Raw genomic sequence first — 26286 nt, forward strand, 5'->3', positions numbered from 1 at the left:
GGATATATTCAACGCATGGCTTTAAGTACAAATGGCTGTTATTCCCAGCCTAGTAACTCCTGAATTTGAATGGCGATCTTCTCTGGTTCAAACGGCTTCAATATGACGCCAACTCCTAGCCTCTCAAGCTGCTTACGCTCAACTTCTCTAGCTTGTGCCGTCAGAAAAACCACTGGGATATGCTGGGTTGTCGGCTGCTCTTTTAGCTGATGAAACAGCGTGATACCGTCAATATTCGGCATCATCACATCTAGCAAGATCGCATCGGGCTGCTCGGTCTGCGCCATACTCATGCCTTCTTGACCAGAAGCGGCAACTAAAATAGTCCATTTGGCCGTCAGCTCTAGCGTCGCCTTAAGAATAATCCGAATCGCGGCTTCGTCATCAACAACTAAAAGCCGCCGATTTGTTCCAATATCTGAAGTCTGAATATCCGTAGCCTTCTCGTTTAAAGCTTGAGCGTTTGAGGATCGATCACTTGGTGAGCGCTTGCCTAGCGGCGGGGTCATGTCCACTTCGTTGTTCACATCTAGTCGGTAGTGTAAAGTGGAAGCAGCTTCCTCTTCCTACCTGGCTTTCCACCCAAATTTTACCATTGTGCTGTTCAACAATGTTTCGACAAATACTCAATCCCAGACCTGTGCCCCCTAAACTTACCGATTCTGTTGGTATATTTCTAGAAGTTCTCGAAGCGTCTGTTTGAAAGTTTGAGTGAGTATAGCGACGATCACCTTGAACAAATCTCTCAAATATTCTATGGCGTTGCTCTGGAGAAATTCCTATACCCTGATCGCATATGGTAAAGAGGGCATTAGCTTCGCTTTGTTGATGAGTATCGGATTGTTGATGAGTATCGGATTGTTGATGAGTATCGGACTGGGCAGAGCTATCCACTAGCGTATCTTCTTCTATATACGACGTTAATAGGGTGACTTTGAGGTTGATAGTAGAGCCCGCCGTCGAAAATCGAATAGCGTTGTCGAGTAAATGTGTGAGCACCTGAATAAGGCGATCGCTATCAGCCACAATCTGAACGCCTTCATCTACGATGTCCAACCTAATTTCTTTCTTCTTGACTAAAGCGTCCGATAGCTCCGACACCTGCTGGGTCAGTTCTTGCGTATTGATTAACCGCTTTTGGAAAGAGGACATACGCGACTCTAGCCGTTCTAGCTCCAAAATGTCAGTGCAGAGCTTGACTAGTCTTTCAGAGTTCTCAGCGGCAACTTGCAACAGATACTGTCCCTGAGCTGATTCGCTTGGAACAATTCCTTCGGATAAAAGCTTAATACCGCCATGAATCGATGTCAGAGGTGTTCGTAGTTCGTGGCTGACCATGGCAATGAACTCACCTTTTATCTTTTCAACTAGAAACTGTTCAGGTGTACTCCTAGTAACGTTTTCTGGGCTACCTTCCTCAATATCTTCCTTGGAAAGCTTTCGATCTAGTGAAATTAACGGCATATTGACAGGGTAAAAGGCTCTCTTTAAGCTGTGCTGTGTAATTGTTCCAATGACATCTTGCGTATTGTCAATAACGGGTAAGTGATATAAATGCTCCTGTTGCATCTTCTGAAAAACGACAAAGGCATCTTCGATCTCGGCGATACAAATGGTGACCTTTATGGGAACCATCACAGTTGAGATAGGTTCTTGGAAAAACGTTCGAGTTAGCGCTACTGAGCAAAGAAGGTTTCGGTCGGTGAAAGTGCCTATTGGACGCTGATCTTGAGTGATTAGAACGCAGCTATCTTGGGTATCGTGCATCTGTGCGAGCGCATCTTCAATAGGCGTCTCAGCCGAGACTATCCCAGAGATCGGAATCATAACGCGATCAATTAAAGCAGGCACCTGCGACTCCGTACGCATCTCATTTCATCCCTGGTTGCTTTTGCTATCCTACTTCTTAGTCACTTCGTGAACAATGACAACTTTGCGTGAGTCAGGCTGGCCTTTATCTTTAGTCTTGATAGTCATGAGTTTAGGAATTTCTATACGGCAAGCTTGACTCGATTACGACCCATCTTTTTAGCATCATGCAAAGCTCTATCAGCGGCTATGTATAGCGTTTGCAAGCTGTCGGCAGCTTGAGGAAAGACTGCTATACCAGCCGAGAAAGTAGCTATAATGTGACTTGTTTGGGCTGTTCCTGTTGAACTTTCTAGAAACAGATCTTTACATATATCAAGCGTTTCATTTTGCCAAACTTGAACAAGCTGGCGCAGCCGCTCAGTACCTTCTAACGCGTCTACCCCATAGAGCCCTATAACAAATTCTTCTCCTCCCCAACGAGCGACGACATCCTCGCTACGAAACGTCGAACGCAAGCATATGCCGAATCGCCTAAGGACATAGTCGCCCACTAAATGGCCATATTGGTCATTGATCTGTTTGAAATGGTCTAAATCAATCAGCGCAAAACACAGTGGTTGCCGCTGGCGCCTCGCTAGTCTTAAAAGACGATTAAGTGATTGGGTCGATTTTCTTCGATTGTAGAGACCTGTTAGGCTATCAATTTCTGTTCTAAGTCGTCGATCTCGCGATCGCGCTAGCCAGCCTAGCACCCGTGCTACTAACTCGGGTGCCACAATGGGCTTACGAATGTAGTCATCAGCTCCTACTGAAAATACCTCTTGAATGGTTTTTTCATCGGTATGCGCTGACATAAACAGGATAGGCAGCTCATGCCAGCGAGGGTCACTGCGGACAACCTGACACAGATCGAACCCACTGAGCTGAGGCATTTTAATGTCAAGCAGTAGCAGGTCTGGCTCGACCTTTTCAAGGGTTTGCCAAAACTGGCTGGGATCGCAAAGGATCTCTATCTTAAAACCCCAAGGTTGAAGCAATTTCTGTAGCAAAGTCAGCATAGATGAGTCATCATCTACCACCAGTAGTGTAGCGGTCGGCGGAGTCCGTTTTTGCAGGATTCGCACTGCCGTTTCGAGAATTTCAGCGGGTGATGTAGGAGCCTGTAGCAATCTAGAGACACCTAACCTAGCTACCCTCACTCGATTTTCAAAGCTGGCTTCTGCGGCTAATACAATTACCGGTAGCGATGATTGCGCAGCTCTTAGCTCAGCGAGCAACTTAAATTCATCACTATCGCTGGCCGGTAGCTCAGGAGGGCCATCAAAGTTGAATAGCGCAATATGAGGTTGAGATGCCGATCTATTCGCATCTCCGTTGACATCTTCACTTAGAAATATGAGATCTCTAGCCTGGCCGATACTATTCGCAATACTGACTTTTACCTGATAGCGAACAGCAACTTCTTCAAGCGTTTGTATCCAACTGGGAACAGAATCCTTGTTTTGGGAAGGCCTATCTATTGAATCTACAACTAGCAGCTCAAATGGCTGACCTGACGGTAGCTCGGTTAAAACAGAAGCAGAAACCACTGGTTCTGTCGAATGAGGTTCTGTTATGACAGGGATTGAGAGATGAGATGAGGTAGGCGATCGCGGTTGTCTAGAGGCTTGTCTAAGAGACTGAGAAATGAGTGCTATTCGCTCTTCCAACTGACGGAGCAATTCAGCGCTCAAATCATCGTGGGTACGCAGAGTGCTCTCTATCTCTCGCCACTGAATCGCAACATCTTTGAACCCAAAGCTGCCCAAAGATCCTGCTAAAGCGTGAGCCTCTGATAGGAGCTGCTGCCGGACGGTTAGGTCTGGCTGCCCTGGTTGCAATCTACGGAACACATCACTAACTTTTGTGATCCGCTGAAGATAACTATCGCTGACCCCCTGCCAAAGTGATGCTAGATCTAACTGCTGAGGTCGGTTGCTTTTATCTATAGGGTTCGTATCTGTTTGCTCTATCCCTATTGGACGCGTGTTTACTTGCTCTATAGCTGCTTGATTAGCTCCGCTATTGGGACGCGCAGCCGCCGTGCGAGAAGTCGATGCGTAGGTAGCTTTCGTTCTTGGAGTGGTAGCCTTCGGTGGAGCAGCCGTTCGTAGGCGATATCCTAGACCGTATACGGTAGAAATCACATCTGATAGTCCTACCTGCCTAAGCTTTTGGCGAAGTCCCTTGATGTGGGTACGCACCGAAGCAACCGTTGGTGTATCCTCGAACGGCCAGACTTTGTCTAGTAGACTATCTAAGCTAAAAATGCGCTCAGGATTACGTAAGAATAGTTCTAGCAGTGCATATTCTTTTGGAGTCAGAGCAATAGGAACGTCACCACAAGTTACCCTGCTACTGCACGGATCAAGCTGTAAGTCGCCCCACTGTAGAACTGGTGAAACAATACCTTCTGAACGCCGCAGTAGAGCGCGAATGCGAGCAAGTAGCTCTTCAAATTCGAACGGCTTGACGAGGTAATCATCTGCACCCGCATCTAGTCCCGCAACTCTATCTGTACTAGCATCACGCGCCGTTAGCAGGATAATAGGGGTGCTATTGCCCTCATTTCTTAGCTGTTGACACAGCTGCATACCGTCTAGCTTGGGTAGCATCCAATCCATCAGGATCAGATCATAGGGGAAAACCTCAGCCATCCCTCGCCCTTCAATACCATCGGTTGCTAAATCCATTACATAGTGGTGCGATAGCAGTAGCTGCTCTATGGCCCCTGCTAGAGCCCGATCATCTTCCACTAGTAAGAATTTCATTTACCTTTGTTTCGTTGTTCCTTCGACCTTAAAGTTTCTTTGAATCTTCTAAGTTAGTAATTTCGTACTAATACATATGCCTGACTGCTCTGTATTAGCCTTGCACTAATTGCTTTGTATGTACTTAACTTCTATTGACTTCTAATTTATGGGCTTCTATTTGTACTCACTTCTATTTGAGGCTCGCCTCGCCCTATAGAAATATTCTCCCAAGGTTAAGAAAATACGTCTATGGAGGAGGCAAGCTATAGGGATGTCTTAAAGGCATATTAAAACAGGGACTTCAGCAGAAGATTTTGTTCGTTCTTTTATAGTCCTAAGACTACGGTACAAATATGAGGAATTTATGGAGAGCGCCAATTACTTTTATGTAGTTTTCTCAATTCAAATATTCCTTTGACTATATGTTTCTTTTACCAAGAAATTGATCTTTACTCTCACAGGGTCTTCACAACTTTCGGTTACCTTGCTTGATACGAGCGTAGAGTAATCACGCAAGAGAATTTGACCGGGCAATGCGAACTATTGAGCAGCTTCTAAAGACATACCAACTGCCTATGTTGAACCGTATTGCTGCTGGAACGCTATGAATCAGTTACTTAGGGGTTTACTTAAGGAGTTAACTGTTTAGATCGGTATCGGACGGATCGATTGTAGGTAAGTACACCTCAATCTGCGTACCCTGATTAACTTCGCTAGTGACGTGCATGAAGCCACCCGCACTTTTGACGATACCTAACGCAGTGGCTAGTCCTAAGCCAGTACCCTTATCAGGTGGTTTGGTCGTGAAGAAGGGATCGAATATGCGATCGCATACATCTGCTGCTATCCCTACACCCGTATCACTAACTGTAACTAATACATAGTGATTAGCTGCCTTGTCTAGTTGCTGTAGATCTCGATATTGACTAATCGCTGTTTCGTCGAGCCAGACACTATCTACCGAAAGCGTTAAAACACCACCTTCAGGCATCGCATCACAGGCGTTGACGCATAGATTCATAAAGACCTGATGCAGATGGGTTGCATCAGCTGAAACCAGCTTTCTTGTCTGATGTGGATCTGGGTGGGTAGACGTTTCCAATTGAATCTCGATGTTACTAGGAACACCCTGTCTCACTACGTCTATTACCTCTTGCAGCAGCGCTAAGACGTCCACGGTGGCTCTATCACCAGAGCTGCCTTGGGCAAAGGTAAGAATTTGCTTGACCATGCTAGCGCCTCGTCTAGCACTTTGTTCTAGAATATCGATATGTTCATGAGTTGCTGCACTTGCGTCTTTTTGAGTGATACGTAGTAGCTGAGCGATACCTAAGATAGGCGTCAAGATGTTATTCAAATCGTGAGCAATGCCGCTGGCTAGCCGTCCCAAGCTTTCTAATCGCTGGGCCCGATAGAACTGGGCTTCCAGCTGTTTTTTCTCAGTAATATCTGTATTCACCTCTAAGAAAGACTGCGGACGTCCTGCCCTATCTCTGACCAAGGTCCATCGGCTGGCAACCAGTATCTCTCTACCAGCTTTGGTGGTTTGAGTCATTTCTCCCTGCCAAAAGCCTTGCTCTAGCGTAGTATTAATAATTTTGCTGAAGTCTTGTTGGCTTCTTTTCTTTAATAGTTGATGGGCTTTCTTGCCAATAGCTTCTTCCTTGCTCCAACCGTAGAGTCTTTCGGCTCCTTGGCTCCACAGCACAATTTGGCCAGTAAGATCGCGCACGAAGATGGCATCGGTTGCAATGTCAATTAGCGCCGCCTGTTCGCGAGTTTTGCGGTACAGCTCCGCCTGGCTAATGGCGATTCCCACCTGAGTAGCAACCTGCTTTAATAGCTGAGTGCTTTCTACTTCCCATTGTCTTGGCTGGCGGCAGTGGTGAGCAATCAACAATCCCCACAGAACCGAACCCTGTAAAATTGGCACTACCAGATTCGCCTGGACCTGAAAGCTGCTTAAAAGCTCTACATGACAGGGGTTAAGATCTTCTGTGTTTATGTCAGCGATCGCGCTTACTCTGCCTTCTTTGAAGCTTTGGGTGTAAAGCTCATCAAAGCAAGAATCTTCAAGCTGCATTCCTAATGTTTTGATCCACCCAGCTGCAACAGACTCAGCTTCGACAACGCCTTGCCAGTTAGGTAAGAATCGAAAGATAATCACCCGATCTGTTTGCAGCAGACGCCGAACTTGATCGACAGCGGTATGCAAAATTTGATCTAGATCAAGTGTTTGACGGATAGAATCAGTGATTCTGGTAATTAAACGCTCTCGCTCTAGCTGTCGCCTAAGCTTAGTGGCTGCTTGATGACGCTCGCTGACATCTTTCATAAAGCAATAGTGCCCGGTAAACCGCCGCTGTTCGTCGTAGATCGCGACCATCACTAGTGACTTATCGAAGCAAGTGCCATCTTTTTTTAACCCTTTGATCTCTAGCTCCACTTTTCCTCGGCTGAGCATCTGCTCATAGGCAGCGATCGCCTGGCTAACATCATCTGGATGAACAGTCACTTGCCAGCTTTTTCCAATCATCTCCAACGGTGTACAGCCCACCATCTGCGCATAGGCATCATTCACAAAAAGATACTGTCCTTGTGAATCTAGGCGAGAAATGCCTTCAACTGCGTAGCTCAAAGCCGCACTCATCTCTGGCAGCTGAGCTTTAGGTCTACCGTTTGATGCGACAGAGGTTATGACAGAGCGCTCAGCTAGCTCCTTCTTGTGTAGCAAAAATGTAATGCGCGCAATCAATGCCTGTGGGTGAATGGGTTGCGCGCGCGGCTTGGCAAAATAATCGTCAGCCTCTGCCTCGATAGCAATCGAACTAAGCTCGATATGCTCATCTACCTCGATGAGTAGCAACACCGTTGGTCGCTCACCCCTAGTACACAACCGCTGGCACAGACTAAGTGCGTCTTGGTGCGCAATTGAATGTCCTATCACTATTAGATCGTGCTTAGAAACTGTTGCGCTCTGCCATGCCAACTCTCCATTTGCCACTGTTTCTATTGTATGACCGCAGCAATCAGACCAGTCCTGAAGGAGATCCACAACTTCTGTGCCTGTCTCAACGATCATAATCTTCATAATGAAGCTCGGAGTGCGGCCTTCCTAGAAGGCCTTTTGATTGACCTGGCTTACCTAATGAATTATCACGCAGAGATTAGTTAAGTATCTTTACGCGTCTGTTACCTGAGATCTATCTAGAGATTTATTCATGTTGGCGCACTTCACAGTTTCTTCACAACTAATCTCCATAATTCTTAGAGCTTCAGCTACGGAGACATTTGATATGACCGAAAGGCTAGAACACAAATTCTTTCTGTTTCTAGAAAAAGAGTTGATGCTCTCGCGTGAGGCAGTTCTCGTAGCGCTACAGCATCATCATGCCGACATTAGGTTGCTGCCAATAACCCTGTGGAAACATGAGCTGGTCACCATAGATAAAGTCAGCGCGATGTTTGACTGGCTCGCTGATGTAGCGACAGAGCCGGCCACAGATTTCGCTCCTCCTTAGATCAACTCAAGATTAAAGATCAACTCAAGATTAATTCATAGAAAACTTAGCTCATAAGAAACCAGCTCAAAGAAATCTACATACAAAATTAGTATGAACATCTTTAGACCGTTTTCTTCTGTAATCCGTAATGACAAGCTACGTAGGGCTAAGCAGCCTTGGTGGATAAAGGTTCAGACACAGATACCGGAGTGCACCTACTATTTTGGCCCCTTTGAAAGTAGAAAAGAAGCTGAGTTCTCTCAGATGGGATACGTTGACGACTTAACACAAGAAGGAGCGCAGAATGTGAGTGTTGCTCTTGAGAAAACCCACCCTACTACGCTCACTAGCTGTCGGTTTTACTAGATGGTTTGGCATTGTCGTTTAACTAGATTCATATGAGAGGCTCTTCATTGTGCCGATGCAGGATGAACTGTAGCATCCATCACAATGGTGAGCCTTTTGCCTGTATACAGTATGCGAATTACGTGTGTTGGTAGGCCATGACAGCTTTGGCCGCTTCACTTCAGACGTTTTTCTTGTTCTGTGGGGGATTCTCATGACTCAGCCTGATCTAGAGCTTCAGCCAAAGCAACCTAGAAAACCGCCTGGCTCTCCTCCACCTCCTTATTCGGGATGGCAAGCGTCGGTTGCAAACTATTTCCGGTTTGAGCACTATCGAACCAACTTCCGTACGGAGATCTTGGCTGGGTTAACGACCTTTATGACCATGGCCTACATCCTAGTAGTGCATCCGCTCATCATGTCCGATGCAGTTTTCCTGCAGGAGCCGGGTGATCTGTTTCGTGAGCTAGTGGTGGTGACTGGAGTGGCTGCTGCTATTGGGACGCTAGTGATGGGTCTCTATGCCAAGTATCCATTTGTACAGGCACCTGGCATGGGAACTAACGCTTTTTTTGCCTATTCAGTTGTCTTGGGCCTGGGTATCGATTGGCGAGTCGCGATGGCTGCGGTTCTAATCGAAGGCATCATTTTTATTGGCCTAACAGTTACTGATGTTCGTCGACATTTGATTGCAGCTGTTCCTCACTGCATTAAGGCTTCTACAACGGTTGGAATTGGAATGTTTCTAGCTTACATTGGCCTGAGTGGAGATACTGCAGTTGGTGGGGCAGGTTTGATTGTTGCCAACGAGGTGACAAAAACAGCATTTGGTAGCTTTAGGGAACCGGCTACTTTGCTGGCGACCTTTGGCATTTTTCTTTCTATCTTTTTTATCATTAGAAGAATTAAAGGAGCGCTGCTTTGGGGGATTGGTGGCACCGCTATTTTAGGTTGGATGTTTGGCGCAGCGCAGGCTCCTAGCGAAATCGTAGCTATTCCAGAATTTCCTTCAGATCTCGTTGGTCAAGCGTTTGTTGGCCTAGGGGGTATCAACGGCAGCAACATTATTGACTTTCTAGCGATTCTGCTAGTCTTCCTGTTCGTTGATATGTTCGACACGATTGGTACCTTAATGGGGGTCGGCACACAGGCCGGCTACATTGACGATAGAGGTGAGCTCCCCCGGGCAAACCAGGCGCTATCAGCAGATGCGATCGCCACGACTGCTGGTGCAGTCATGGGCACTTCGACGGTTACGACCTTCGCTGAATCTGCAGCTGGCGTAGCAGAAGGCGGACGCACTGGACTGACGGCTGTTGTCGCGGGGCTGATGTTTATTGTGGCCCTGTTGTTTGTTCCCATCTTTGAGGCCGTTCCTGCTTTTGCTACCGCGCCTGCTTTATTAATTGTAGGAATACTAATGATGTCTAGCGTACTGAGCATTCGCTGGGACGATCTATCAGAAGCGATTCCTGCTTTTGTCACTATATTCTTTATTCCGCTAGGTTTTTCGATTGCTGCAGGACTCTCTGCTGGGCTAGTTCTCTATCCATTTACCAAAGTAGCCGCTGGACGCTCTCATGAGATTCCAGTGATTACGTGGGTGCTAGCCGCTATCTTTATCTTCCGATTTGCTTTCGAAACCTTGCGCTTCGGTTAATTGAGAGACTATACAGTCTCATCATCTGGAGGTCATTTATATAGAGAATATCTAGCGCAGTAGACAACTAGTACAGTAGGCAGCTAACACAATGGAGATAGTCGGCGCAGTCAATAAGAAAGCTCAGTAAGGAAGAGAATTCATCATTGCGCTCAGTGCATCTAAAAATGGCTGCTTGAACTTGAAGCCAAGTGCGCCAAAAACAAAAGGCATGGCGAGGGCAATTCCTACAGTCACCGGGCTGAGATCGGTGATTGCAGTCTGAGTCATCTGCATGGATAGCGCGATGCTCGCAAAGGATAGCAGACCACCTGTGATCGCGCTCAATACAAACATCTGTCTACCAGTGAGAGTAGAGGTTGGTGCCGAGAGTATATTATCTGCAGACTCAGCGCCTAGCGGATTATTAGAAGGCTGGTTAGATAGATCTGCCATTGAAGTTTCTCCTGGTTAAGATCGTTCATACTGTCAGCTTAGATCAGATCTAGTAGTTCAGATTTTAGCAACGGTTACACCTTTACCACCGTCCACTTGGTCAGCAGCTTCAAAACTTTTGACCTGCGGATGTGTTTTCAAGTACGCTTGAACGCCGCGTCGTAGCTTGCCAGTACCGTGTCCGTGAATCAGCCACAATGGCCCCTTTGCTTTGGCGATCGCTTCTTCAATTACACTTTCCGCCTCATTAACTCGCATACCGCGCAAGTCCACCGTATTACTCTCGGTCTTCACCATTGGCGCTTCTGGCAGAGTTTTCGGTACAGGCTGCGCTTTTGGCTTTCTCTCAATCGGTTCTGCCTTTTCTCCTTTTAGCGATTCAATATCTGAGAGATCTACAGTCATTTTCATTAAGCCAAACCGGACGGCTACCTTACCGTCGTCGTCTGCTTCTTCGATCACTTCCGCAACTTGATTTCCTAAGCTAGCTAGCCGTACTCTTTCGCTTACTTTGGGTCGATAGCCCGTGTCTGCTGATTTTACCTTCGCTGGGTGATCACCGGTAGGCAGCCGCTTTTCTTCGATTCGGTTCAGCTCTTCTGTTGCCCTTTGAGCGTCTTGCCCTGTAAGTCCGCCTTTTTGTAGATCTCGAATGACTTTGGCGACTTCTGCTCTAGCGTGCAGCAGCGAGGTTTCTACGCTTTTTTCCTGCTGGCGCTTTAGCTTCTGCTCGCGATCGCGTAGACTTTGAGCCCGCGCTTCTACTTCTTTGTAGAACTTCTCTGCCCTGGCCACCAGCTTTTCTGCTTCAGCCGCTCGTTTTTCTTGCTTTTGCCGCTGCGCTTCTAATCCCTCAATAACGGTATTCACATTGTCATTTGTGCCACCCATTTGCGCTTTGGCCTGTTCTAGAACGCTGTGCTTTAAGCCTAATCGTCTGGCGATTGAGAGCGCGTTAGAGCGGCCTGGAATTCCCCATAGCAAACGATAGGTCGGTGCAAGCTTTTCATCATCAAACTCGACGGAGGCATTTTCAAATCGCTCGTCTTCGTACTTTAAAGACTTGAGTTCGCCGTAGTGAGTTGTCGCTACGGTCAGCCGGGTATTGTTTGCTAGGTGCTTTAGCAGGGCGATCGCTAAAGCACTGCCTTCAGAGGGGTCGGTTCCTGCGCCAACTTCATCTAATAGCACCAGCGAGTTGGCAACTTCGTTTTCTCCTTTTAGCTCATCGATCGTGTCTAGAATACGACCGATCCGCTTAACGTGCCCTGAGAAAGTAGACAAGCTTTGTTCAATTGACTGTTCGTCACCGATATCAGCTAAAACAGAGTCAAACCAAGGCAGTTCGACGGGTTCTTTGGCTGGAATAAACATTCCCACTTTTGCCATCAGCGCAGTTAACCCTAGCGTCTTTAGCGTAACTGTTTTACCGCCTGTATTGGGTCCGGTGATAGCAACTACTCGCAGCTCCGGTCGCATCACCAAATCCGTGGGGACTACCTTATCTTTTTGTTCTTTTTCCTGCTGCCATAACAACAGAGGATGGGTTAGTTGCCGCAAGGTGATCTGTTCTTGGTTGACAAACCGAGGCGCATTACCCTCCATCCATAAACCATAGCGAGCCCGCGCGGCAGCGAGATCAAGCTTTACGATCGTGATCATCAGGTGCTCTAGATCAGGAAATGCCTCAGCGACTTGATAGGTCAGCATCTGGCGAATAGCTTCTGATTCGACTTCCTCTTCTTTCCTTAGGGCGCGGCGCTTATTACCATTGTCTACGATGCTGTGAGGCTCTACATACAGCGTTGATCCGCTAGTCGAAACATCGTGAACAATCCCCGGTACGGCATCTTTTTGCGCTGCTTTTACAGGTAAGACAAAGCGATCGTTTCGCTGGGTAATCAGGGCCTCTTGTAGCGCTCCCCCTTGGCGCTGAATGATTCGCTGCAGCTTGCTGTAGATGCGATCGCGAATTACTTTGAGCTGCTGGCGCACATTTCCTAATTTCGTACTTGCTCGATCAGCAACTTGTCCTCTATCGTCAATGCAGCGATGAATCTCCTGCTCAAGTTCAGGAAACGTCCGTAAGTCTTCAACGAGTGCCTGCAAGACGGGTAGATCTTCTTGTGCGTCTATCTGGCGACGCAACCGCCTCGCTCCGGCCAGCGTAGTCGCAATATCTAGCAGCTCGTCGCCAGAGAGGATTCCTTGAAGACGCGATCGCTCTAATGCCACGCCAATATCACGGATGCCACCAAACTGCAGTCCTGCTGACGTAGATTCTAGCTGGGTCGCTTCGGTGGTCTGAGATAGCAACGCTTCACTTTCTGCCTGGCTGATTGGAATCAGCAGTCGCTGCGCGGCTACATTGCCAATGTTCGTTGCGGTAAACGTCGCTAAGTGACGACATAGCCGGGGCCATTCTAGCAGCGTAAGCGTTTCAGATTGAATCAAGGGGGAGGTGATAAGAGAGAATCAAACGATAAAGGTCAGTGCGTTCTCTATTATAAATAAGACAATCCCGTAAAAACACGCCCATCAGACGCATTCGCCGAAAACGTATTGACCGGGTGTATAGCTCAGATGCACTACTTTGTATTGAAGGTGCATTAGTCAGGAGACTTTGAACCACGCTACCGACTCCTCTACTCATTCAAAAATATAGTGGCGACTCGCTCATTCCTAAAAAGCTTGCCCTTAAGCCTGCTAACCTCAACACTGCTCAGGCGTTGATCGACCTGTTTCACTCTGCCGTTGGCAAAACTCAAGGCTACCTCGACCAGCAGCTTCAAATCGATGAGGGTGAAGCTACTGACTACCGCGTCAAACGAGGACTTGCTCATATTCTGCGCAACAGCTTTAGTAACTTTGAGATTGTCAGCCCGATAGAGCCTAGTGAATTACGCGATCGCCTTTTTAGCCTCGCAGCCACTACACCCGCCACACCTACAGCTGCAAAGCAGCACCTAGATACTTTAGCCGCTCAGCTTAGCTCAGAGCTAGACAAGCCCATCGAGCCCGTACATCTCAAACAGGGGCTCTACGCTGACCTCAAAGAAAACCGCATCCTCACCAGCTTTGATGCGCCCGAGCTGGAAGCCCTTATTCACCGATACAACCTTTCTCAGGTCCAAGGCATCTTCTATAAGGCTAGTCATATGGTGATTCACCTGCACCGCAACGACCCAGGTGAGTACAAGTTGATGTTCAAATACCTCAAGCTTTTTCGCCTGATGACCTATATCGAAGGGGAGGCTGATCAGGGCTTTACGATTACTATTGACGGTCCTGCTAGTCTATTTAAGGCTAGCACTCGCTACGGGGTAGATATTGCCAAACTCATCCCGGCTATACTCCACGTCACCCGCTGGCAGCTCACCGCCACGCTCCAGTGGAAAAATCCCTACACCAAACTCGCTCAAGAAAAAAGTTTTACCCTGACCGATAGCTGCGATCTTGTGAGTCATTACCCCCCTGGTAAGCCGTTTGATAGCATGCTAGAACAAGCCTTTGCTGAAAAATGGGCAAAGGCTAAAACCGACTGGAAACTAGAGCGAGAAGTCGATCTTATTCCCATTCCAGGCAGCGTTATGATTCCAGACTTTCGTATTGTCCACCCCGATGGTCAGGTTTACTTGCTTGAAATCGTAGGCTACTGGCGGCCAGAATACTTACGCAAAAAGTTTTATCAGGTCAAGCAAGCTGAGAGTAAGAACCTAATACTGGCTATATCGGAAAGGTTGAATCTAGAAAAGGCGGGAGTAGATACGACTAATGTGCCTGCCAGAATTGTCTGGTTTAAAGATAAGCTTCAGCCGAAGTCTGTGCTTGCAGCGCTTATGCAGGTATAGGTGGGCATATTAGAAGCGGCATTGTCCTAACATCGGTTCTATCTAGGTTGAGCCAACTAAATCTAGAACTTGGCATCTACACTCGGCATCTACACGATGAATGCCGACCCATACTTTCACGCACTTTCGTACGCATTCTTGAACTTGAGTTGGGACAATCTTTATGAATGCGGCTATTAAATCACCTTAAAGCTATGAGCTCAGTACTAATCGTAGATGACAGCCCTATGCTCCGTGATATGCTCTCTAGCCTATTAATGGACTTAGGTTGGAGTGTATCTGTGGCTAAAGATGGCTCTGAAGCTCAAGCAAAAATTACTGCCGAGCTGCCTGATCTAGTGGTGCTAGATGTGGTCATGCCTAAAATGAATGGGTACGAGCTTTGCCGCTGGATAAAAAGCAACGAAGCCACCCAGGATATTCTGGTGGTTCTATGCTCTTCAAAGAGCGAAGAATTCGATCTTTACTGGGGTATTAAGCAGGGCGCAGATGCCTATATCATTAAGCCTTTCCAACCTGATGAACTTCTGAATACTATCAAATCGCTACTATGAGCGATCGCCATTTAGCTTTATATAATCCTACTCGCGACAGGTAGAACTGTTGATGCAGGCAGCGCTAACCACTGAGCTTTGTAGGGTGATGTGTGTAGCGTTTAAGCATGCTATAAGCTAAGTGCAGATTGCTTTGGATAGGAACGATGCCCAAACGAGCAGCTCTGCCGCCGGGACTGATTGTCCGTACTGGAAAGTTTGTGTGGAACACGATGTGGCATGCAATGATGTCGCAAATGGCTCCGCGCAACCAAAAGGGTGACTATGTTCGGCCTGAAAGCTCATTTCGTGGCAGAGAAATTCTTCCAGAAGCAGGACGCTACCGATTAATTGTCGGTATGAGCTGTCCGTGGGCACATCGCACGTTGGTGACTCGGGCTCTGAAAGGATTGGAAGATGCGATCGCTCTGACGATTGTTTATCCCTCCACTGACGAGGGTAGGTGGCTGTTCGATACCACGCAGACCGATCTGCCTTTTACTGATTGCCGGAGCCTTCCAGATTTTTATAGTGAAGCGAGTCCTGGATACAAGGGGCGAGCCACCGTTCCGGTTTTGTGGGATAGCATAGCGAATACCATCGTCAACAACGAAAGCGCCGAGATTATTGAGCTGCTAAACAGCGAATTTGGAAAGCTGGCGACTGGCCCAGATCTCTACCCCGCTGTGCTTAAAGCAGATATCGACTCCCTCAATCAAAAGATCTATACCAACGTGAATAACGGCGTATACAAGTGTGGGTTTGCACAGACTCAATCTGCCTATGATCAAGCTGTCACTAACCTGTTTGCGACCTTAGACGAACTCGATGAAATCCTGGCTACTAATCGCTATCTCTGTGGCGATACTCTAACGCTAGCTGACGTTCGCTTGTTCACTACGCTGATTCGCTTCGATGTAGCCTATCACGGCATCTTCAAATGCAATCGCCGCCGCATCAGCGACTACGCACACCTGAATGGGTACTTAGCAGAGATCTATCAAATGCCTGGTATTGCCCAGACTTGCGATATTGACGCAGTAAAACGAGACTATTTCGGTAATCTGTTTCCTTTGAACCCCGGTGGCATTGTTCCGATCGGGCCGGGCTGGGATAATCTAAAGCAGCCCCATGGAAGAGCCCTCACCGCCTAGCTTTGGGGTATTACCAACTGCATGGCGGGCGTGAAGAACTGCTGAGTGATCCCGTAGGTCACCACTAGTGCAGCAATTAGATTAGCTAACGCGAGCATAAACATAATCAGAATTTGATAGATTGCTGCAACCAATGGATCAGCGCCAGCTAAGATCTGGCCGGTGATGGTACCTGGTAAGGTCACTAGACCGACAACCATCATGGCATTGACAATGGGAATGAGTCCGGCTTTGATAGCGGCTTGGCGATAGGTCGCGATCGCCTGCTGTGGCGTTGCCCCCAGACTTAGATGCGTTTCGATTTCAATTCGATTGTTTCGCAGGGCGGTGGCTAACCGCTCACCGGAGATAGAAGCAGCGTTCATCGCATTACCTAACACGATCCCGGTCAGTGGAATGAGATAGCGCGGGTCATACCAGGGATTGAGCTGAACGACTAGCAAGGTGACATACAGCATCGTAACTAGTCCGCTAGTAAAAATAGCTAGCCAGACCCACTTCAATAGCTTCGGTAGTTCTTTATCTATGCGGCCGCGGGCGACTGCTGCTGCAATTGAAGCCATCACCAGCAGCACCGCAAAAATAGCTAGTGGCTGACGGCTAGCAAAGATCGCAGAGAGAAATACCCCTACGAATAGTAGCTGTGCAATCGTTCTAAAGGTAGCGATTACCAGTGTCTGAGTGAGTCCTAATCGCTGCCAGCTGGCCAACCCGATCGCGATCACCATCATTCCGATCGCCCACAGCATGCCGATTGCGCTAGGAGTAATCATGTCTCTTCTGTGCTTACAGCTACTTCTAGTGAAATAAATCTGTTTAAATCTATTTACTGAGCTAACTTTATTTGTAGTTTTGTATACTAGGATGAACGAAAAGTAAAACTGTGGTCTGACTAGCGCCACGGTAAGGCCATCATGACAGACTTCACTAATCCTGAGAATAGCTTTGAGTGTGACAGCTTTGAGCGCGACTTTAATGCTTATTCAAAGCAACAATACGATTGGAGAGAGATCGCTAGATACTACAGGAAGCGTCCACTGACCGTATTGTGGCGAGCCCTGACAGTGGCCTGGATGTTAGGCAGTTTTGCGATCGCCCTTGTTTTGGATCATCTGTTTGGTCGTTCAGAAGCTACTCAGAACCGCCGTGCTGCTCGATTGCGTCAGATCCTGACTCACCTGGGTCCTACTTTCATAAAGGTTGGCCAGGCACTTTCAACTCGCCCTGATCTGATCAAACCTCGCTTTTTAGACGAGTTAATCAAGCTCCAAGATCAACTTCCGCCTTTTTCTAGCGACGTTGCCAGGCAGATTATCTACTCCGATTTTGAGCGTACGCCCGAAGAAATGTATAGCTTCTTCGCCGCTGAGCCGGTAGCGGCGGCTAGCTTAGGCCAAGTTTACAAAGCTCGTCTTTACACGGGCGAAGAAGTCGCTGTCAAGGTTCAAAGACCTAACCTAGTGCCTGTCATCCGCCGCGATCTCTACATCCTACGGTGGGCTGCTGGCTGGATAGCCCCTTTCCTCCCTCTCAATTTGGGACACGACCTCAGACTGATTGTGGACGAATTTGGTAGCAAACTTTTTGAAGAAATTGACTACTTAAACGAAGGCCGAAATGCTGAGAAATTTGCAGCTAACTTCCAAGATGAACCCCTCGTCAAGGTACCTTCTATCTATTGGCGCTATTGCAGCACTCATGTGCTAACGATGGAGTGGATTCATGGCTTTAAGCTAACTGATACCGATAAGGTCAAAGCCGCAGGCCTAGCGACGAATGATCTGGTCGAGATTGGTGTTTCTTCTGGTCTACGTCAGCTCTTAGAATTTGGGTTTTTCCACGCTGACCCTCACCCTGGCAACCTGTTTGCCACCCCCGATGGTCGAATGGCCTATATCGACTTTGGTATGACCGATCAGCTTGACCAGCATACAAAGGAGACGCTGGTTGATTCTGTGGTTCATCTCATCAACCGTGACTATGTAGATTTGGCCAACGATTTTGTGAAGCTGGGCTTTTTGATGCCAGATGTAGATGTTCGCCCGCTAGTTCCTGCTCTAGAGGCCGTTTTTCAAGATGCTATTGGAGCGAGTGTTGGTAACTTTAACTTCAAATCCGTTACCGATAAATTCTCGGAGGTTATGTATGAGTATCCTTTCCGAGTCCCTGCTAAGTTTGCGCTGATTATTCGCTCTCTCGTGACTCAAGAGGGACTAGCACTGAGCCTAGATCCTAACTTCAAGATTTTAGAAGTTGCTTACCCATATGTTGCTCGTCGTCTCTTGACAGCTGAAACCCCTGCTCTTCGCCGTCGCCTGATTGAGGTACTGTTCAAAGATGGCAAGTTCCAGTGGCAACGTCTAGAAAATCTATTGCTGATTGCCCGCTCTGATCAAAGCTTTGACATCATTCCAACTGCTGGATTAGGCATTCAGTTCCTGATGACTGAGGAAGGACAATACCTCAGAAAGCAGATTCTGCTGGCCTTGACAGAAGATAATCGTCTACATACCGAAGAGGTGCAGCGTTTGTGGGCACTGGTCAAGGACGACTTGCAGCCGAATAGATTGATAGAAGCTGCCTGGAGTGCGATCACGGATTTCTCTAGAGAACGCGCCGTAGCTCTAGTGCCTACAGAACTAGCAGGTGCATTACAGTTGACCAACCAATAGAGCGACTCAATAGGACGACCGATAGCGCAGTCGATCTTTCTAGCCCAGACTAGCTACGCAAGCTAGCTACTCATCTTTGAGTGAGCTAACTAAGCTATTGCTTGTACTTTATAATTAGCTCATTATGAGCAGCGATCCGTTGTTCAAAAACATTCAACAGCTCCTGCCCCTATGTATTATCTCGGAATGCCTCCCTACTTTCTGCTAGCGGCGGGTCTCTTTATTGCTATTACGTCTGGTTTTGCTTTCGGTGCAGTTTTGAAAGAAGCTGTGGGTGATTGGTATCAGAAGAAGTCCACCCGCTCAATCTCAAAACTCCAAGGCTTTGACCTGCAGTTTCCTTTCCTTGGCATTTGTATCGGTAGCTGCGTCTTTCTAGCTTCTGGTATGAGCATCTTCGGGTTCCCTGCTAAGATTGCCTACGCAATGGCTGCCCCGCTCGTACTCCTAAGCGCTGGTCTAGTGTGGAAGCAGCTCAAGAGTAATCTCGTCTTATTAGAAAGTGGTAACCCTCGCGCTTTTGAGCTAGACGTATAGGTCCAAGAGGACTATCCTCTCGCGCTATTCACTTGGGTTTATAAGCTAGTGAATGTCATAGCCAAACACATTGGCATCAGCTTCGCCAAGTTTGATATCGTCTAGTCCGTATTCTTTCCAGCGACGCTTTACTAGCTCGGCCATGTTCGAATCAGACTCTAGCTGTTCACCCCATTCGTGCTCGGTTTCAGGCGGTACTTTGGTCGTGGCATCTATGCCCATACGGCTACCAAGGCCTAGTCTCTCATTGGCAAAGTCTAGAGAGTCAAAAGGGCTATCTGGCAAGATAAAGACGTCGCGAATGGGATCGACTTTGGAAGAGACAGCCCAAACGACTTGGCGCGGATCGCGGATATTAATGTCTTTATCAACGACGATCACAAATTTGGTGTAGGTAAACTGTGGAAGGGCGGTCCAGAAAGCCATGGCGGCGCGGCGAGCCTGACCTGGATAGGATTTGTCGATAGAGATGATGGCGGCTTTGTAGCTGAGTGCTTCCATAGGAAGGAAGAAGTCAACAATCTCAGTGACTTGCTGCCGAAGGATAGGTGTGTAGATACGGTTGAGTGCGATCGCCATCATCGCTTCTTCCTTAGGTGGGCGACCGCTGAAGGTGGTCAGATAGATCGGCGCTTTGCGATGCGTCATGCAGTGAAAGCGAATTAGCGGTGCATCAGTATTGATGCCGCCGTAGTAACCCATGTGATCGCCAAAGGGGCCATCTGTGGCGGTTTCGCCGGGGGTGATTGTCCCTTCAAGGACGAACTCTGACATCGAAGGGACTTCTAGATCGACGGTTTTACATTTAGCCAATGCGACGCCTCTGCCGCCGTAGAGGCCAGCAAATAGCCACTCGGATAAATCAACCGGAATCGGAGTAGCTGCGGCTAAGATAATCAGTGGGTCGACACCGATAGCGATCGCAATTTCTAAGTTCTTGCCCCGCTCAGCCGCCTTACGCAAGTGCCGCGCTCCACCGCGCACTGACAGCCACTGTACCGACATCGTATTTCGGCTTTGAAGCTGTAGACGGTATACACCTACATTAGGGACCCCGGTTTCGCAGTCCTTCGTAATCACCAACCCCAGCGTTACCACTCTGCCGCCATCTTTAGGGTACGGGCGGATCATTGGAATGGTAGTGAGATCGACCTTATCATCTAGCTTAATCACCTGCTGACAGGCCGGTAGCCAGTCGCGAGAAGGTTTAGCTTTCACCACGTCAAATAAAACTTTGCCCAAATCAATCGCCTGAGAGATTTTCTTTGGCGGCTTTGGCTGCTGCAGCATGCCTAGCTTTTTACCCAGGGTTTCTAGCTCTTGAGGCTGCTCCATGCCCATTGCCCAGCACACCCGCTCTACGGTGCCTAGCAAGTTGACGACAACAGGATGGGGAGAGCCTTTAACATTTTGAAACAAGACAGCAGGCCCGCCCGCTTGTAGCAGGCGATTCGAAATTTCGGCAATCTCTAAATTTGGATCTACCTGAGCAGTGACAGTTCGGAGCTGTCCGCGAGCTTTAACTGTCTTTAGAAACTCTCGTAAATCCTTTGCCATAGTCCGTCGGAAATTATCCTATACAAGCTATGACGGAATGTAACACTTCTAGCGGAGCAAAAGCATATTTTCCCTGAGAGATTAGAAGCTATGAGTTCTCTAATCTCTATAAGACTCTGTCTTTGTGGTAGCCAGGCTCCCAATCGATCTATGCACACAGCCTGGCGCTCTAGGAAAAACCTAGAAAGGTCAGAGAGGTCTAGCGGTATCGTAAGGTTAAGGTTTGATTAATAGATTTCGTTGACTTCGTTAGAATTGAAGGTGGTATGACCATTGGAATTCTGAGTATCAAAGCTTGAGTATTAAAGCTTAAGAGTCGCCGCTAGGGTGCCAGGCTTACTGAGCCTACCAGTAGCATTAATGACAGTTGCCTGAATGATTTCACTGAATTACTCTGAACCGAGTTGGCCAGCCATAGTTGCTAATGGTGCGCTCTAATAAACCGCTAGCTCAGTCGCTATAAGAGCCAGCCTATGAGGAAACGTCGGCGTAAGAGGTGAAACATAGGAAAGATGAAGGATATTGCTAAACAGAATGCCTCTCAATCGATCACTGGGGCTCAGATCGCTGAAGATAGCGGGCTAATCGGTGGATATGCTTACCAAACGATTCGTAAGCAATCGAAGCAGGTGTTTAAGCTGCGATCGCTTGTCCTATCTGATAGTGATCCTGAAAATCTGCATCAAATGCGAGTGAGTACTCGGCGGCTGCGCTCGGCGCTTTTGCTATTTTCTGACACGATTGAGCTTGAAGGCACCACCCCGGCGAAGCTATCACGCTCAGTCGCCAAACTAACAAAGGCTCTGGGAAAGGTTCGTGATATCGATGTGATGCAGCAGTGGTTTGAACAGATGCTCGATACTGCTAATGATATCAAGGACAGTCAAACTCAGGATTCGGTTGCTGCTCTGGGCCATGCCTTTAGCAAGAAAGAAAAAAAGGTCATTCAGTCCTTGTTAAAAACACTGAAGAAACAGCGTAAAAAGCAGTTTTCTCGAATGGATTCCGCGCTAAATAGTTCTGCTTATAAGAAGCTGAGGAAGCAGTGCAAAGGCTGGACTAAGCAGCCTAAGTTCAGTCCGGCTGCAAAGCAATCAGCAGCTAGTAGTGCCATTCAAAGAATCGTTGAACCGCTTGCTGAACTTTTGCATCATCCCGGCTGGCAGGTTGCTACCAAACCAGCTACACAGACTACGGCAGAAATAGGCGCTACCCAGCGACAGATCCTTAAGCAGATATCACTTGATGAGCTGAATCAGCAGCTCAGTCAGTACGGCCAGCAGCTTCACGACCTACGTAAACAGATCAAAGGGGTGCGCTATCAAACTGAGTTTTTTCGAAGTTTGTACGGAATTCACTACGCGGCCCAAATCAGAGAGTTGCGATCGCTTCAGAATGTTCTAGGTCAGATACAAGATCAGCTAGTGGTCAGTGAATTTTTGACCCAAGAACTGGGATCGAACTGGGCTAGTAAACTGCCGACGCTCAACCAGACATTTCAGTCCGCTAGACTGGACCTATGGAGACAATGGCAGCCCCTACAAGAAAAGTATTTAGGGCTGCATCAACGCTCAGATGCTTCAACCAAGACTCAGCAAGAGACTGAGACGACTGTAGCCTAACTGCTAATTTTTAATGTCCATTCCATCCTATTTCTTGAGTCTTACTCCTAAGCTTCAGATTGCTTTGGTTTCAGGTTGTTTAAGCGTCAGCGCAAATCCTGCCACCATCATCGTTAGGGCGCCTGCTACCCAGAAGGGAAAGGAATAGCCGAAAGTAGTCACGAGCAGCCCTGAGATCGCGGGTCCTATCGCGTTTGAAATGCTTAGATACGATGCATTCAGTCCGAGCACTTCTCCCTGCTCTGCCTGGTTGCTGCGGGTCGATAAAATCGAATCAATTAGCGGCATTGGAAAGGCGTTCACCAATCCGAAGCATGCTAGCAGCAATGAGAAAGCCACTATGTTAGGTAGCGCAGGCATCAGCAAGAACAAAAAGCCTCTAGCAATCAGGGCGCCTACTAAGACATTGACTAGGGTAAAGCGTTTACGTAAGGGCTCTAGGGCAAATACTTGAGAAACAAAAGCTAAGATGCCAAAAGCTACAAATGCGATCGCCAGATTCTTAGCGTCTTGTCCGAGTACGTTGATAAAGAACGGCTGGAACGCAAAGGTGAAGATCGTAAATGTTGCCCCGTTGAGAAAGGTCATGAGTAAAATGCGGCCTATGACCGGGCGGCCTAACGCCGTAAAAAGGCTAACAAAGTCGAACTTCTTCGTAATTCTTTTTGTTGGTAGCGATCTAGTCGGCGTTGAGCCGGTAGAGGAGCTCTCTACTGTATCGGTTGTATCAATGCTCTGGTGATCGACTTGGGTTTCTTTTAGGAAGAAAAAGCACATAGCCGCAGCAACTAAGGCGATCGCCGCCGACACTAAAAAACTCATTCCCAAAGACGACACCTCTAAACCTCCAACTTGGATGGGCGGCGCTAGCTGCGCTAAATAGCTCATCGGTGGCCCAGCGACAAAGCCTAGACGAAACAGCCCGCTGTAAATCCCAAACGCCTGGGTGCGCTGCTCAGGCGTTGTGATATCACTAATCACCGCTTGAGCAACAGAGTTATTACCGCCGGTGAGTCCGTCGAAGATGCGAGCGCAAAAAAGCAGCCCAGGAACGCCTGCGATCGCTGCAAGTAAGTTAGAAATCACCGTACCTATCAGGCTAATGACTAATAGCGGCTTTCTTCCCCACCGATCAGAGAGCTGCCCTAGGATAGGCGTTCCGACAAACTGCGATAGCGAGTATGCCGTTGTCAGTAGACTTGCTTCAAAATCGCTCAGTCCGAACTGTTTGGCATAGGGATATAGTGTCGGGATGATAATGGTAAAGCTAACAGAATTGATAAATGCGATCAGAGCAACTATCCAAAACTGCAGCGGTAAGCGCGGCTTCTCATCCTTAGATTTGGAAGGCATATAGATATGAAATTAATATGGGCGATACTGGACTCGAACCAGTGACATCCTGCTTGTAAGGCAGGCGCTCTACCAACTGAGCTAATCGCCCGAAACTGTCACACTGCAACCGTGCTTCAGGATTTTGATAATAACAGGTCAAGGCCCCTTTTTGCACAAGAAAACGTTTACTGGTTCTTCGTTCCCTAATTTTGCGCTTACAGTGCTTGTGTACTATCAGGCTAATTCATGGCCATAGACTACAGATCTATGCCCTTTTGATCCTTCTACCAGATGCCCAAAGATAGCTCAGTAATGACACTCAAAGATAGCTTAGTGATAATTAGCTGCTAGATTGCTTTCTCTACTTGAACATCTTAAAGCTCTGCTACATAACCTAATCCCCTTCGTACAAAGATTACTTATGGCGATAGAAGCAATCCCTACAACGCCTTGACAGTAATCAATTCATTTGTATTACTAGAGGGCATTACCTTACAAGCTTACGAGTAACCTAATTATGCCCTCAGGCCGCACTCACGATCGGATCACGCTCTGGTGCTTACCTTTTGTGACTGTCAGCGCCTTTGGACTTACCTACAGTGTGCCGCTTACCGTGATCGTTTCACTCTCTTTCTTGGTGGGCGGATTTATGCTAGGCCCTGATCTAGACATTCGTTCTATTCAGTACGTTCGCTGGGGTCTATTACGCTGGATCTGGCTGCCCTATCAGATTACAATCAAACACCGCTCACAGCTTTCACATGGGCCTGTCATCGGTACCGCTCTAAGAGTAGCTTATCTAGCAGTGTGGCTATCCCTGTTTATGCTTATTGGCATAGGCCTTTTAAATATACTGTGGGATGCCCAAATTACATGGCAAACCTTAATCAGACCCTTTCGTCTGATGTTTGGGCAATATCTATCCGAATGGCTTGCCGTCGTGATTGGATTGGAAATTGGATCGATCAGTCACTCTATTAGCGATGTCTTCGGTAGCAAAATCAATAAAAGAAAGCGTAGAAGAAAGAGAAAGAATACTAGGAAAGACTAGTAGAAGAGCGAAGTAAGAAAGTTAAAATCTCTGTCTAAAGGGAGACGAAACCTTACAAGCACCGCAGCAACAGACAGATGAAGAACAGCAGAATAGAAAATGACTAAAGAGTAATAATTCTCTCGAAGTGGCTAAGGTAAAAGGTTCTATGAGTTTTGTTGTTCTACCGTGACTTGACACTCTTAGCAACAAGAATTAACTTTATGTCCATGGTAGTGAAGCTGTTCTTTCGCAAGCGATAACGAGTAGTATCCTCAAGATTATGGTGTCGATGCTACTAGTATCACTCTATGGAGTGTAGCTGTGGGGTATAGCACCGTCAATCTAACGCCATCGATTTAAGGTTTTGTCAAACTAGGAGGAATTACAGTAATGAGATTCAAGTATTTGGTGGCAGTAGTGGCTGCTTCTATGCTCGGTCTAACTACGCTAAGCGGCTGTAATACTGACGTGCCCGAAGCTGTCGATGATGCTGTAGAAGACACAGGCGAAGCTATCGAAGATGCGGGTGAAGCAACAGATGAAGCCGTTGACGATGCAGTCGAAGCAACAGACGAAGCTATTGAAGATACAGGTGAAGCTGTTGATGGAGCTGCTGAAACAACGGATGAAGCTGTTGATGAAGCCGCTGAAGACGTGGATGAAGCCGTTGAATAGATGGAATGCTGATTCTAGCAGCCTGCTATCTAGTCTAGTATTTTGTATGCAGCGAAAGAGAAAGATAGAGCTTACCGTTCAGTGATCGAACTTTATTGTTTCTACTTGTACTAGATTCGGCTCTTTTCTTAAGTCTTCGTTCAACGAATCGAACACACTGTTTTAGTAGCGTCTACCTACAAGGATAGATCTCCACTAAAGCCAGTTGGTCCCAGCTCAAAATAACCTATCTATTAGACCTTAATTTAGGAGTTCAAAATGAAAGTTAAATACCTAGCTGCTGTAGCTGCTGCTTCTGTTCTCGGTCTTGGTACGCTCGCTAGCTGTACACCAGACACAACTGTTGAAACTGATTCAGTTGAAGAGGTAGAGACTGATGAAATTGATGAGGTAGAAGTCGATCCGTGTGCGGCTGACCCATGTGCTGCCGATCCTTGCGCGGCTGAGTAAGTCCCTTGAGGTTGACAGGCTATTTGCTTTAGCTTCTCTTTACCTGACTGTCTGATTTGCTCAGCTAACTGCTGAGCTTAGCCTTGCACTAATATTTTGGATTAACGGAGTCCCTGGTCTTTGGCTAGGGACTCTGTTTCTGTCTGCAGTGTCTGATTGATAGCGATTATTCTGTGCTCTGAATAATCAAAGCTATAGAAATTTTCTTCTATAGCTTTGATTACTTACAGCTTTTGCCACTTAGCTCTGCGCATCTTCTTTCTAGGGCTGAAACCCTTGATGCACGAGGAGCTAAGTGGTTGTCAATGACCGTAGGTTTT

General features: G+C 47.4%; 20 protein-coding genes, 1 tRNA gene and 1 pseudogene. 12 read left to right on the forward strand and 10 right to left on the reverse strand.

Features of this window, described 5'->3' with window-relative positions; translation table 11 throughout:
- Window positions 1–38 precede the first annotated feature (38 nt).
- The 4 genes from S7335_RS13405 to S7335_RS13420 all read right to left on the reverse strand — a co-directional run bounded on the left by S7335_RS13405 (window position 39) and on the right by S7335_RS13420 (window position 7695).
- Window positions 39–509: a response regulator gene (locus S7335_RS13405; protein ID WP_006457691.1), complete on the reverse strand. Its 471-nt coding sequence runs from the start codon at window positions 507–509 to the stop codon at window positions 39–41.
- A complete protein-coding gene (locus S7335_RS25985; RefSeq protein ID WP_006456035.1) occupies window positions 475–1869 on the reverse strand; it encodes an ATP-binding protein in 1395 nt (464 codons plus the stop codon). The genes S7335_RS13405 and S7335_RS25985 overlap by 35 nt, the downstream gene beginning before the upstream one ends.
- 122 nt (window positions 1870–1991) lie before the next feature.
- The gene (locus S7335_RS13415) at window positions 1992–4622 is read right to left on the reverse strand and encodes a response regulator (protein WP_038016226.1); all 2631 of its coding nucleotides are present in this window, start codon (window positions 4620–4622) and stop codon (window positions 1992–1994) included.
- A 619-nt stretch (window positions 4623–5241) separates the two neighbouring features.
- Window positions 5242–7695 carry a PAS domain S-box protein gene (locus S7335_RS13420; protein WP_050765871.1) on the reverse strand — a complete coding sequence of 818 codons (2454 nt, stop codon included), beginning with the start codon at window positions 7693–7695 and terminating at the stop codon, window positions 5242–5244.
- 205 nt (window positions 7696–7900) lie between these two features.
- Between S7335_RS13420 and S7335_RS13425 the strand changes: the two genes are divergently transcribed.
- From S7335_RS13425 to S7335_RS13435, 3 genes are all read left to right on the forward strand, one after another.
- A complete protein-coding gene (locus S7335_RS13425; RefSeq protein ID WP_006456433.1) occupies window positions 7901–8125 on the forward strand; it encodes a DUF2949 domain-containing protein in 225 nt (74 codons plus the stop codon).
- 93 nt (window positions 8126–8218) lie between these two features.
- On the forward strand, window positions 8219–8473 hold the full coding sequence (locus S7335_RS13430) for a DUF1816 domain-containing protein (RefSeq protein WP_006453799.1): 255 nt from the start codon (window positions 8219–8221) through the stop codon (window positions 8471–8473).
- A gap of 193 nt (window positions 8474–8666) precedes the next feature.
- Window positions 8667–10112 carry an NCS2 family permease gene (locus S7335_RS13435; protein WP_038018279.1) on the forward strand — a complete coding sequence of 482 codons (1446 nt, stop codon included), beginning with the start codon at window positions 8667–8669 and terminating at the stop codon, window positions 10110–10112.
- A gap of 123 nt (window positions 10113–10235) precedes the next feature.
- On the opposite strand, the gene S7335_RS13440 is transcribed toward S7335_RS13435, so the two are convergent.
- Window positions 10236–10547: a hypothetical protein gene (locus S7335_RS13440; RefSeq protein ID WP_006457110.1), complete on the reverse strand. Its 312-nt coding sequence runs from the start codon at window positions 10545–10547 to the stop codon at window positions 10236–10238.
- Between the two features lie 57 nt (window positions 10548–10604).
- A complete protein-coding gene (locus S7335_RS13445; protein WP_006457388.1) occupies window positions 10605–13001 on the reverse strand; it encodes an endonuclease MutS2 in 2397 nt (798 codons plus the stop codon).
- 191 nt (window positions 13002–13192) lie between these two features.
- On the opposite strand from S7335_RS13445, the pseudogene S7335_RS13450 reads away from it, so the two are divergent.
- From S7335_RS13450 to S7335_RS13460, 3 genes and pseudogenes are all read left to right on the forward strand, one after another.
- Window positions 13193–14398, forward strand: a pseudogene (locus S7335_RS13450) (DUF790 family protein); the annotation flags it as partial.
- Between the two features lie 194 nt (window positions 14399–14592).
- Window positions 14593–14952, forward strand: coding sequence for a response regulator transcription factor (locus tag S7335_RS13455; RefSeq protein WP_038018282.1), 360 nt, complete (start codon window positions 14593–14595; stop codon window positions 14950–14952).
- A gap of 146 nt (window positions 14953–15098) precedes the next feature.
- The gene (locus S7335_RS13460) at window positions 15099–16085 is read left to right on the forward strand and encodes a glutathione S-transferase family protein (protein WP_006456328.1); all 987 of its coding nucleotides are present in this window, start codon (window positions 15099–15101) and stop codon (window positions 16083–16085) included.
- Here the strand turns inward: S7335_RS13460 and fetB are convergent.
- Window positions 16082–16858 carry an iron export ABC transporter permease subunit FetB gene (gene fetB, locus S7335_RS13465; RefSeq protein WP_006457327.1) on the reverse strand — a complete coding sequence of 259 codons (777 nt, stop codon included), beginning with the start codon at window positions 16856–16858 and terminating at the stop codon, window positions 16082–16084. The two genes, S7335_RS13460 and fetB, sit on opposite strands and share 4 nt — an antisense overlap.
- A gap of 141 nt (window positions 16859–16999) precedes the next feature.
- Here fetB and S7335_RS13470 point away from each other — a divergent pair, with 141 nt between their 5' ends.
- Complete coding sequence (locus S7335_RS13470) at window positions 17000–18757, forward strand: AarF/ABC1/UbiB kinase family protein (RefSeq protein ID WP_006454145.1); 1758 nt, start codon at window positions 17000–17002, stop codon at window positions 18755–18757.
- A 186-nt stretch (window positions 18758–18943) separates the two neighbouring features.
- Complete coding sequence (locus tag S7335_RS13475) at window positions 18944–19294, forward strand: hypothetical protein (RefSeq protein WP_227499998.1); 351 nt, start codon at window positions 18944–18946, stop codon at window positions 19292–19294.
- Window positions 19295–19339: 45 nt separating this feature from the next.
- Here the strand turns inward: S7335_RS13475 and S7335_RS13480 are convergent, their stop codons facing one another.
- The gene (locus S7335_RS13480; RefSeq protein ID WP_006455820.1) at window positions 19340–20851 is read right to left on the reverse strand and encodes a UbiD family decarboxylase; all 1512 of its coding nucleotides are present in this window, start codon (window positions 20849–20851) and stop codon (window positions 19340–19342) included.
- A 512-nt stretch (window positions 20852–21363) separates the two neighbouring features.
- On the opposite strand from S7335_RS13480, the gene S7335_RS13485 reads away from it, so the two are divergent.
- Window positions 21364–22473 carry a CHAD domain-containing protein gene (locus S7335_RS13485; RefSeq protein ID WP_006456712.1) on the forward strand — a complete coding sequence of 370 codons (1110 nt, stop codon included), beginning with the start codon at window positions 21364–21366 and terminating at the stop codon, window positions 22471–22473.
- Window positions 22474–22527: 54 nt separating this feature from the next.
- Here the strand turns inward: S7335_RS13485 and S7335_RS13490 are convergent, their stop codons facing one another.
- The gene (locus tag S7335_RS13490) at window positions 22528–23826 is read right to left on the reverse strand and encodes an MFS transporter (protein WP_006457017.1); all 1299 of its coding nucleotides are present in this window, start codon (window positions 23824–23826) and stop codon (window positions 22528–22530) included.
- 18 nt (window positions 23827–23844) lie between these two features.
- Window positions 23845–23917, reverse strand: a tRNA-Val gene (locus tag S7335_RS13495).
- Between the two features lie 408 nt (window positions 23918–24325).
- On the opposite strand from S7335_RS13495, the gene S7335_RS13500 reads away from it, so the two are divergent.
- From S7335_RS13500 to S7335_RS13510, 3 genes are all read left to right on the forward strand, one after another.
- Window positions 24326–24859, forward strand: coding sequence for a metal-binding protein (locus tag S7335_RS13500; RefSeq protein WP_006453480.1), 534 nt, complete (start codon window positions 24326–24328; stop codon window positions 24857–24859).
- 372 nt (window positions 24860–25231) lie between these two features.
- Window positions 25232–25516, forward strand: a complete 285-nt coding sequence (locus S7335_RS13505) for a hypothetical protein (protein ID WP_006455815.1) — start codon at window positions 25232–25234, stop codon at window positions 25514–25516.
- Between the two features lie 258 nt (window positions 25517–25774).
- Entirely contained in the window at window positions 25775–25966 is a 192-nt protein-coding gene (locus tag S7335_RS13510) for a hypothetical protein (RefSeq protein ID WP_006455732.1), read from the forward strand.
- Window positions 25967–26286 lie beyond the last annotated feature (320 nt).

The sequence above is a fragment of the Synechococcus sp. PCC 7335 genome (assembly GCF_000155595.1).
In the GTDB taxonomy this organism is placed as follows: Bacteria; Cyanobacteriota; Cyanobacteriia; order Phormidesmidales; family Phormidesmidaceae; genus Phormidesmis.

What these genes read in the sequence shown, in the direction of transcription:
- S7335_RS13480 (WP_006455820.1), bottom strand. Translation starts at nt 20,851, where the DNA reads ATGGCAAAGGATTTACGAGAGTTTCTAAAGACAGTTAAAGCTCGCGGA.
- S7335_RS13500 (WP_006453480.1), top strand. Translation starts at nt 24,326, where the DNA reads ATGCCCTCAGGCCGCACTCACGATCGGATCACGCTCTGGTGCTTACCT.
- S7335_RS13470 (WP_006454145.1), top strand. Translation starts at nt 17,000, where the DNA reads ATGACAGACTTCACTAATCCTGAGAATAGCTTTGAGTGTGACAGCTTT.
- S7335_RS25985 (WP_006456035.1), bottom strand. Translation starts at nt 1,869, where the DNA reads ATGCGTACGGAGTCGCAGGTGCCTGCTTTAATTGATCGCGTTATGATT.
- S7335_RS13415 (WP_038016226.1), bottom strand. Translation starts at nt 4,622, where the DNA reads ATGAAATTCTTACTAGTGGAAGATGATCGGGCTCTAGCAGGGGCCATA.
- S7335_RS13430 (WP_006453799.1), top strand. Translation starts at nt 8,219, where the DNA reads ATGAACATCTTTAGACCGTTTTCTTCTGTAATCCGTAATGACAAGCTA.
- fetB (WP_006457327.1), bottom strand. Translation starts at nt 16,858, where the DNA reads ATGATTACTCCTAGCGCAATCGGCATGCTGTGGGCGATCGGAATGATG.
- S7335_RS13505 (WP_006455815.1), top strand. Translation starts at nt 25,232, where the DNA reads ATGAGATTCAAGTATTTGGTGGCAGTAGTGGCTGCTTCTATGCTCGGT.
- S7335_RS13435 (WP_038018279.1), top strand. Translation starts at nt 8,667, where the DNA reads ATGACTCAGCCTGATCTAGAGCTTCAGCCAAAGCAACCTAGAAAACCG.
- S7335_RS13405 (WP_006457691.1), bottom strand. Translation starts at nt 509, where the DNA reads ATGACCCCGCCGCTAGGCAAGCGCTCACCAAGTGATCGATCCTCAAAC.
- S7335_RS13460 (WP_006456328.1), top strand. Translation starts at nt 15,099, where the DNA reads ATGCCCAAACGAGCAGCTCTGCCGCCGGGACTGATTGTCCGTACTGGA.
- S7335_RS13455 (WP_038018282.1), top strand. Translation starts at nt 14,593, where the DNA reads ATGAGCTCAGTACTAATCGTAGATGACAGCCCTATGCTCCGTGATATG.
- S7335_RS13490 (WP_006457017.1), bottom strand. Translation starts at nt 23,826, where the DNA reads ATGCCTTCCAAATCTAAGGATGAGAAGCCGCGCTTACCGCTGCAGTTT.
- S7335_RS13475 (WP_227499998.1), top strand. Translation starts at nt 18,944, where the DNA reads ATGCCTCCCTACTTTCTGCTAGCGGCGGGTCTCTTTATTGCTATTACG.
- S7335_RS13510 (WP_006455732.1), top strand. Translation starts at nt 25,775, where the DNA reads ATGAAAGTTAAATACCTAGCTGCTGTAGCTGCTGCTTCTGTTCTCGGT.
- S7335_RS13420 (WP_050765871.1), bottom strand. Translation starts at nt 7,695, where the DNA reads ATGAAGATTATGATCGTTGAGACAGGCACAGAAGTTGTGGATCTCCTT.
- S7335_RS13425 (WP_006456433.1), top strand. Translation starts at nt 7,901, where the DNA reads ATGACCGAAAGGCTAGAACACAAATTCTTTCTGTTTCTAGAAAAAGAG.
- S7335_RS13440 (WP_006457110.1), bottom strand. Translation starts at nt 10,547, where the DNA reads ATGGCAGATCTATCTAACCAGCCTTCTAATAATCCGCTAGGCGCTGAG.
- S7335_RS13485 (WP_006456712.1), top strand. Translation starts at nt 21,364, where the DNA reads ATGAAGGATATTGCTAAACAGAATGCCTCTCAATCGATCACTGGGGCT.